The following is a 4,123-nucleotide window of genomic DNA, read 5'->3' on the forward strand; positions in this document are numbered from 1 at the left end:
TTCCCAGTTGATACTGAATTTTTTCTCCGTCTTTCGTTATGACTTCTAATGGAAAATCCTCATGATGGTAGATTTTCAACATCCCTTTTTCGCAATAGATGATAGTACTATTGTCTTCCTCACCGTAATATGTCCATGAGAAAGAGGCTGTACCAAGACGACCCTTTTTCGTTTTTAAGCTACAAACGATGTTATCGCATACTTCAATCGGTTTACCATTTTCATCGATTTTATCTAATGCTCCCTGGAATGCACTGACATACTCGACTTCGTCCCCTAAAAGATAATGCATTACATCTATTTTATGAATCCCGAGATCTCCAGCTACCCCTAGCCCAGAACGCTCCTTCTTAAAGAACCAGGTTGAATTCGTTTTATTTACCCCCCAACTCTCTGGTCCAGCGTGCCCGAATGATGTTTTGAAGGTAAGTATTTTTCCAAGCTCCTCGTTCTGAAGGATTTCTCTCGCTTTCTGATGGGCACCCGTGAATCGTTGGTTATGGGCGACCATTAATTTTTTCCCAGATTTCTTTTGGGCTTCCACTATTTTTTTTGCTTCTTCAATAGTAAGTGCAATTGGTTTTTCACATAAAACATGCTTTCCACTTAATAATGCTTTAGTTGAAAAAATATGGTGAGATTCATTGGAAGAGCAATCACTTATTACATCTATGTTCGGATCTTCTATTATCTCATCGGCCGTTTCGGCAACTCTTCCACCAAACATTTGCGCTAATTCCATGGCTCGTTCCGGATTTCTATCATAAAAAACAATATCATCCACATATGGATTATCTTTATATTCTGGAGCATGTCGTAGTTTAGAAATCGAACCACAACCAATAATCCCTACTTTAATCCCCACTATGCTTCCCCTATTCTCATTTGTGATTATTATGATGCTAAAGTCTTCAAATTAGTTCCTATTACTGATTTTACCAAATGTTTGCATATATGGGGTAAACAACAAGATTTTAGTATTCATTTGTACTGTCTTAACCTCAGATTACCAAATAATTAGTATTGAGATTTATTGCTATACCAATATACTAATAGATGAACTATAGATTTACATAGGGTGGTTTGAAATTGAAAGAAGCGTTCTCTAAAACTAAAACATTTGTAAGCACTATTTTTTTCATAGTAGCAGTGTTCCTATTTATTATTTTATTTTCTTTGATTATCACATGCATCGTGACGACTTGGTGGATGATCTTACTAATCGCTGTTATATTCATTGCTTTATGGTGGCGTTCAAAGCAAAGTGATTCCATTTCAAGAATTAGAATAAATACGGTAATTATACTTTTACTTCTAGTCATGTTGCCATTTATTGGGCTCTGTCTCATTGAACATTTGAAAGAAATCTACCAGGCTGTTCTGACCATTTCGGTGTTCTTCACGTTTGTTTGGCACTGTATCCAATCAAATTGGTTGCATCTAATAGCCTTATTTCTATTAATACTTTATTTCTTTTTCAACATTCGAAAAAAAATCAAAAATAAAGAGCCGATAGGAAACTATCCTGCATTATTTTTTGTTATACTTCTGTATTTCCTTGGTTCTGTAGGATATTGCGTGTACCATGACATGCTAGCTTATACGAAGAAACAAGATGAGCTTGAAAAAATAGCATTCATCCAAAAAGTACAAGAGGAAAAATTGCAGGAGGCTCGAGAAGAACAAGAGCGATTGAAGAAAATCGCTGAAGAGAAAAAGAAAAAAGCACTAGAAGAAGCTGCAGAGAAAAAGAGACTTGCCGAAGTAGAAGCTAAGAAAAAAGCTGAGGCGGAAGCTAGGAAAATAGAAGAAGCCAAGCTACAAGCTCAAATGGAAAAAGAAAGAGCTGCTGCGGAAGCCAAAAGAAAAGCAGAAGAGAAAAAGAAACAGCAACAAAAACCTAAATCTCCTCCTGTTAACTATTCTGAAGATCGCGATTGCAGCGACTTTAGCCGTGAAGGTGAAGCAACAGACTTTATGAATGCATCTATAAAAGCTGGTTTTGGAGACCACAGACTTGACCGTGATGGTGATGGAAAGGCTTGTGATGATTAAGTTAATAATTTATCCTTTTAAAAAAGACCTGTTAATATTAGGTCGCAGTTTGTTGTTTACAGTAACTATCTTTATTACCATGTTTTACACATTCTTTTATACCCTAATAAAGTTATGGTTTACCGTATACCTATAATAGGTCTGGTAAGCCTATGTAGATCCTCCCTTTTGATTAGGGAGGTTTTTTATTCTTCAAATTATCCTTTTTCCAATAGAATCGTATGTTTTTCCACTTAAATGGTATGTTTATTCCAAAGCTAAATGCTTGGGAGTATCTCAAGCTTTATGGAGTAACTAGGTGCCTATAGAATTCTCAGTTAAATAACAAAAGGCACCTCAAAATGAAGTGCCAATAAAGGATGATGATCCCCAGTTTTATGCGCAAGGTCTATAATAATGATAAGCAATTCTATTGTCAAATTTTATACTCATTGTGAAGACAACCACATGAATTAGTTTTGAACTCTACTATAATTTCCCTTTCTCTAAGCTATTATTGCTTGGTGCAAACCAACCGATTAGAGCAATGCAAACTAATACTCCATAAAAAACTAAAGTCCACCCTGTGCTATGTGGGAAATGGTGGTCTAAGACTGCTATGTCCTCGTGTGCTAAAGTAATAACAGCAAGCTTCACCCCTACCCAAGCAACTATTGCATATGCTGTTGTTTCCAATGCTGGGCGTTTATCAAGGAGTTGAACAAACCAGGTTGCTGCAAACTTGATTAAAACAAGTCCAGCAATACCTCCAAGTACTACAACTATAAACTGCCCACCATCCATACCTCCGAAGTCTTTAAGAGGTGAGTCTGGAAGGCCAAGAGCTATGGCAACGGCAGCGAGAATGGAATCAATTGCAAAAGCTAGATCAGCTAAAGCTATTTTCCCTACGGTTGGCCAGAAACTTTTCCCTGCAGATTCCTCTTCAACATCCTTATGAATATTTTCATTTTCTTTCCCAAATCGGGCCTTAATGACATGTTTTAATCCTAGATAAAGCAAATAGGCTGCTCCTATCGCTTGTATTTGCCAAACGTTTGCGATAAAAGAAATGGCAAACAGGGCAGCAAATCTGAATGCGAATGCCATAAAAATTCCGTATGTAATGGCTCTTTTTTTCTGATCTTCTGGTAAATGCTTGGCGATAACAGCCAATACAAGAGCATTGTCAGCCGATAACAAACCTTCTAACCCAATTAAAATTAATAATGCCCATGCATACTCAAGCCAAAGTGACTCCATCCACTTCTCTCCTATCAATAACTTTTATTTCTTAGTAAATATAGTTGCCGAGTAAGCTACAGGCAATCCGAAAAACTTAAGAAAATCCTAAAATCTATCTTGTTTATTTTCGAAAAGTGCTTACAACATTGATATTTACCTTCATCATTTACCTTTTTTAGGATGAATTTAAACCAATGACAATATGTATTTGAAATTACTATTTGTATCTGGAAAATCCTTTAACAATTCTTTGAATAAATTCACATTCTTTTTGTCCAAACATAAAAACAGCCCACATTATAATTCGATTAGTTTTATATCAATGAATAAATTCTCCCTCACAAATGCCATTTCCTGCAAACCATTTTTTTGCTAGTCAATAATTGTTGCTATTAAATAGAATGCATGAATAATGTATTCCTGAAAAGCTTTGCTAAAATTACTGAAGTATGAATAAAACTTACATACGAGAAAATAAAGTATTAGCATTTCATTAATAGGTTATTTCTATTGATTGGTCGGTCACATCCTCTGTGAACATCTTTCTCTTTCGTCAAAAGGCATGCCAAAGACGACATTCCACCAATTGAAAAAGGTGACCCATTTGAATTCACCCATTCAGCTAGGTTGATATCTGTTAATTTTAAGGTCATTTGTGATCGTATAAATTTCATCATCTGTCATATAGAACCTATGACACGACAATAATGTGGTTCTAAGCTCCTCAGGCATCCGTTTTTGGTCGTAGGCACAGATGGAGGTCAATCCCAGCTCGATGACCGTGTGGTCTACCTCTTTTTCATATTCCCCAACATAATAGGCAATCTGCTCATTTTCCGCCCAC

3 protein-coding genes and 1 pseudogene are annotated in these 4,123 nt (G+C 36.1%); 1 reads left to right on the top strand and 3 read right to left on the bottom strand.

What is annotated here, in order from left to right:
- A partial coding sequence (locus DBX25_RS11490) for a Gfo/Idh/MocA family protein (RefSeq protein ID WP_240620256.1) occupies positions 1–865 on the bottom strand: 865 nt, incomplete at its 3' end.
- Between the two features lie 224 nt (positions 866–1,089).
- Between DBX25_RS11490 and DBX25_RS21315 the strand changes: the two genes are divergently transcribed.
- Positions 1,090–2,055 (top strand): excalibur calcium-binding domain-containing protein, encoded by a 966-nt coding sequence (locus DBX25_RS21315; RefSeq protein ID WP_240620257.1) that lies wholly within the window; start codon positions 1,090–1,092, stop codon positions 2,053–2,055.
- 468 nt (positions 2,056–2,523) lie between these two features.
- Here the strand turns inward: DBX25_RS21315 and DBX25_RS11500 are convergent, their stop codons facing one another.
- Entirely contained in the window at positions 2,524–3,297 is a 774-nt protein-coding gene (locus DBX25_RS11500) for a TerC family protein (protein WP_108670949.1), read from the bottom strand.
- A 600-nt stretch (positions 3,298–3,897) separates the two neighbouring features.
- A pseudogene (locus DBX25_RS20920) lies at positions 3,898–4,123 on the bottom strand (MEDS domain-containing protein); the annotation flags it as partial.

Source organism: Peribacillus acanthi, from assembly GCF_003073175.1.
Classification (GTDB): domain Bacteria; phylum Bacillota; class Bacilli; order Bacillales; family DSM-1321; genus Bacillus_BN; species Bacillus_BN acanthi.

What these genes read in the sequence shown, in the direction of transcription:
- DBX25_RS11500 (WP_108670949.1), bottom strand. Translation starts at nt 3,297, where the DNA reads ATGGAGTCACTTTGGCTTGAGTATGCATGGGCATTATTAATTTTAATT.